This is a genomic window from Streptomyces sp. NPDC101191 (assembly GCF_044767915.1).
Classification (GTDB): Bacteria; Actinomycetota; Actinomycetes; order Streptomycetales; family Streptomycetaceae; genus Streptomyces.
Genome location: NZ_JBIWOU010000019.1, coordinates 1 through 4662, shown reverse-complemented (window position 1 = coordinate 4662; position 4662 = coordinate 1). Strand labels below are relative to the sequence as shown.

1 protein-coding gene is annotated in these 4662 nt (G+C 73.0%); it reads left to right on the top strand.

The window, feature by feature from the left end:
* The coding region (locus tag ACIRQF_RS38055; protein WP_404099605.1) for an SDR family NAD(P)-dependent oxidoreductase at positions 1-4662 on the top strand (4662 nt) is incomplete at both ends.

The following is a 4662-nucleotide window of genomic DNA, read 5'->3' as shown; positions in this document are numbered from 1 at the left end:
CCACCAAGCCCTCACCAACGCCCGCCTCACCCCCGACCACATCGACATCATCGAAGCCCACGGCACCGGCACCACCCTCGGCGACCCCATCGAGGTCCAGGCCCTCATGGGCGCCTACGGCCTGCGGCGCGATCCCGGCCATCCGCTCTACCTGGGTTCGCTGAAGTCCAACATCGGTCACACGCAGGCCGCGGCCGGTGTCGGCGGCATCATCAAAATCGTCCAGGCCCTCCACCACGGCGTGATGCCCCGCACCCTGCACGCGGACGACCCGACACCCCACATCGACTGGACGACCGGGGCGATCAGCCTGCTCACCGAGGCGCAGCCCTGGCCCGAAACCGGCACCCCCCGCCGCGCCGCCGTCTCCTCCTTCGGCATCAGCGGCACCAACGCCCACGTCATCATCGAGGAACCCCCGGCGCAGAGCGGGAAGCCGTCGGTCGGCGCGGACGAGCCCGGACCCGGCCGCACGACGTGGGTGCTCTCGGCGCGGACGGAGGACGAGCTCGCCCGCGCGGCCGGGCGCCTCGCCGACCACGCCACCGCCCACCCCGACGTGGTGGCCGGTGCCATCGCGGACACTCTCGCCCGCCGCCATCACCACGCCCACCGGGCCGTCCTGCAGGCCACCGACCGCGAGGAACTCATGGCCGGCACACGGGCCTTGGCTGCCGGGAGGGCCCACGCCGGTCTGACGACCGGACACGCCACGGGCGGCAAGCTGGCCGTCCTCTTCACCGGTCAGGGAGCGCAGTACCCGGGCATGGGACGCGCGCTCGCCGCCGCACACCCCCGCTTCGGAGAGCTGTTGCGGGACATCGCGGGGCGCTTCGACAGCCACCTCGACCACCCGCTGCTGGACGTGATGTGGGCCGATCCGGACAGCGGTCCGGCCGCTCTGCTGCACCACACGCGCTACACCCAGCCGGCACTCTTCGCCTTCGAGACCGCCCTGTTCACGTATCTCACCGAGCGCGGTCTGGCTCCCGACTACCTCATGGGCCACTCCATCGGCGAGATCACCGCCGCCCACGTCGCGGGCACGCTGTCACTCGACGACGCCGTCGCCCTCGTCACCACCCGCGCCCACCTCATGCAACAACTCCCCACCGACACCGGCATGCTCAGCGCCGGCGCAACCGCCGTCGATCTCCACACCGTGCTCGCCCGACACCCCGAGGTGGACGTCGCCGGGCACAACTCACCCCGGCACACCACCCTCGCCGGCACCCGTCACGCGCTCGCCGCACTCGCCCAGGACCTGGACGCCGCAGGCATCACCCACCGCACCCTCACCGTCTCCGGCGCGTTCCACTCACGCCACCTCGACACGCTCCTGCCCGAGCTCACGACAGCCGCCGAGCAACTGGACCACCACGCCCCGGCCATCCCCGTCGTCACCAACACCACCGGCCGAATCGCCACCACCGACGAGCTCACCGACCCGGCCCACTGGGCCACCCAGGCCCGCACCGCCGTCCACTACCACCAGGGCATCACCACCCTCACCGAACTCGGCGTCACCACCTACCTCGAAATCGGACCCGACACCACCCTCACCCACCTCACCCGCACCACCCTCGCCGACGACACGGACGACACCGTCACCTGCATCGCCACCCAGAACCCGCGCGCGGAGCAGCAGGACGCCCTCGACGACGCCCTCGCAGCGCTGCACACCGTCACCCCGGGGGGACTGACCTGGCCCACCGCCGGAGGGCCGCCGGTGCCCCTGCCCACCTACCCGTTCACCCGCGCCCCCTACTGGCTCGCCCCACAGCCCCACACGGACGCGACGCAGATCGGCCTCGGCCCCGCCGACCACCCACTACTCGCCGCGGCCAGCGAACAGCCCGACGGCACGCACCTGTTCACCACCACCCTCAGCACCGCCGCGCACCCCTGGCTCGCCGACCACACCATCGCCGGCACCACCCTGCTCCCCGGCACGGCCCTGCTCGAACTCGCACTCCACGCAGGCGAACTCCTGGCCCACCCCCACCTCGCCGAACTCACCCTCCAGTCGCCCGTCGTCCTCCCGGCACAGCTACAGCTGACCGTCGAGACCCCGACCGACGACCAGCGCCACTTCACGATCCACACCCGTACCCCGGACGCCACCGACAGCGGCCGCGCATGGACCCTGCGCGCCACCGGCACCCTCACCACCACACCTCCCGCACCAGCGGATCCCGCTTCGACCGAGGAGCCGGGTGAGCCCGCCGACCTGACCGGCTTCTACGACGCCCTCGCGGACCACGGATACGCCTACGGCCCCGCGTTCCGCGGCCTCGACGCCCACTGGCCCACGACCGGCTGGGCTCGGGTCACGCTGCCCAACGCCCACGGTGAGCCCGCCGGTTACGGCATCCACCCGGCCCTGCTCGACGCCGCGTTGCACACCCTGGTGGCGCCCACGGGGCCGGACACCACGCTCCGGCTGCCTTTCACGTTCACCGGCGTGACGGCCCACCCGGCGAGCACGCCCGAGCCCCTCACCGCGCTCCGCGTCCGTACCACGCCGCACCCCACCAGCGCCGACACCTTCACCGTCGCCGCGTACACCGAGACCGGCACGCCCGTCCTCACGATCACGGGCCTCACTCTCGCCACCGCGGACCCGCGAGCCCTCAGGGCGGCCGTCCCGGTACCGGGCGTGGCGTGGGTTCCCGTCGAGCCGTCGGAGGTCTCTCCGGCGCCGGACGAACCCCTGGGCGAGGTGCCGTCGGACTGGGTGCAGATCGGCGGCGCCGACCCGCTGCCGGGCATCACCGCACACCACCCCGACCTCGACGCCCTCCTCGCCGCGCTCGCCGACGGGGCCCCCGCTCCCACCACGGTCCTCTACCAGGCCCCGACCGGGAACGGGGACGTCATCGTCGCCACCCACGAGGTCACCGCCGCCGTCCTCTCCACCCTGCAGACCTGGCTCACCACCCCCGCCCTCGCCGACACCCGCCTCACGGTCCTCACGACCGCCGCGACCGGCCCCCACCGCCAGAACACTTACCTCCCCCACACCGCCCTCACCGGCCTCCTGCGCACCGCACACACCGAGAACCCCGAGGTCATCACCCACGCCGACCTTCCCTCCACCCCCCTCACCCCGACCGACATCCACCACCTCCACCAGGCCGTCACCGCCCGGACTCCCCAGTTCACCCTCCACGACGACAGGGTCCTCACCCCCCGACTCACCCCCGGCACACCCCGAAGCAGCGCCCCCGCAGCCGACTTCGCCCAGGGCACGGTCCTCGTCACCGGGGGCACGGGAGCACTCGGTGCCGTCACGGCCCGCTATCTGGCCACACGCCCCGACGTCGGGCGTCTGGTGCTGGTCTCGCGACGGGGTGCGGACGCGCCCGGGAGCCGAGAGCTGATCGAGGAACTCACCACCGCGGGAACGCCCACGAGCGTGGTCGCGTGCGACGTCAGCGACTACCGGGCCGTCCGTGCGCTGATGGCCGAGATCACCGCCGCCGGTCCCCTCACCGGTGTCGTGCACTCCGCGGGTACGGTGTCCGACGCCACGCTCACGGGCCTCCGCCCGGAGCAGCTGGCCTCCGTCCTGACCGCCAAGGTCGACGCGGCCTTCAACCTGCACCGGGCGACCCTGGACCAGCCGTTGGCCGCCTTCGTCGTCTACTCCTCGGTCACCGGCCTGCTGGGCTCATCGGGCCAGGCGAACTACGCGGCGGCGAACACCTTCCTCGACGCGCTGGCCGAGTACCGGCACGCACAAGGGCTCCCGGCCACGTCACTCGCCTGGGGCCTGTGGGCCGGCGGCATGGGAGCGACCCTCGACAGCGGCGAGACCGCCCGGTGGGCCGCCGCCGGCATGACCGCCCTCACCGACGCCGAGGGCACCGCCCTCCTCGATGCCGCGCTCGCCCTCGACGCACCGCTCCTCGCCCCCGTCCGCTGGGACCGCGCCACCCTCACCGCACTCGCCCAGCAGGGCGAGCTCCCGGCCCTTCTCGCTCGTATGGCCCCCGCCCCCCGCCACCGCTCCGAACCGACGTCCGCAGCCACCTGGCAGGAAGGGATGTCCCGGCTGTCGGAGCGGGAGCGGGAGACCGCCGTTCGCGAGCTCGTCACCCGCGTGTGCGCCGCCGTCCTGCACACCGAACCCGGGCGCCTCTCCGGAGACCAGGCGTTCAAGCAGCTCGGCTTCGACTCCCTCACCGCCGTCGAGCTGCGCAACCGACTCAACCGCGAGACCGGGCTCCGGCTCGCCACCACCCTCGTCTTCGACCACCCCACCCCTGACGCCCTGGCGGCGCACATCACGGGGCTCGTCACCCCCACAGATGTGGCGGCGCCCACCGCCACGGCACGCATCGCCGCAGTGGGCGACGGAGACGCCGATCCGATCGTGGTGGTGTCGATGGCCTGCCGCTACCCCGGCGGTGTCACCTCACCCGAAGAGCTCTGGCAGCTGGTCGCCGACGGCACCGACGCCATCAGCGGCTTCCCCACCGACCGCGGATGGGACCTCGAACACCTCTACCACCCCGACCCCGACCACACCGGCACCTCCACCACCCGCCACGGCGGATTCCTCCACACCGCAGCCCACTTCGACCCCGCCCACTTCGGCATCAGCCCCCGCGAAGCCCTCACCATCGACCCCCAACAACGCCTCCTCCTCGAACTCAC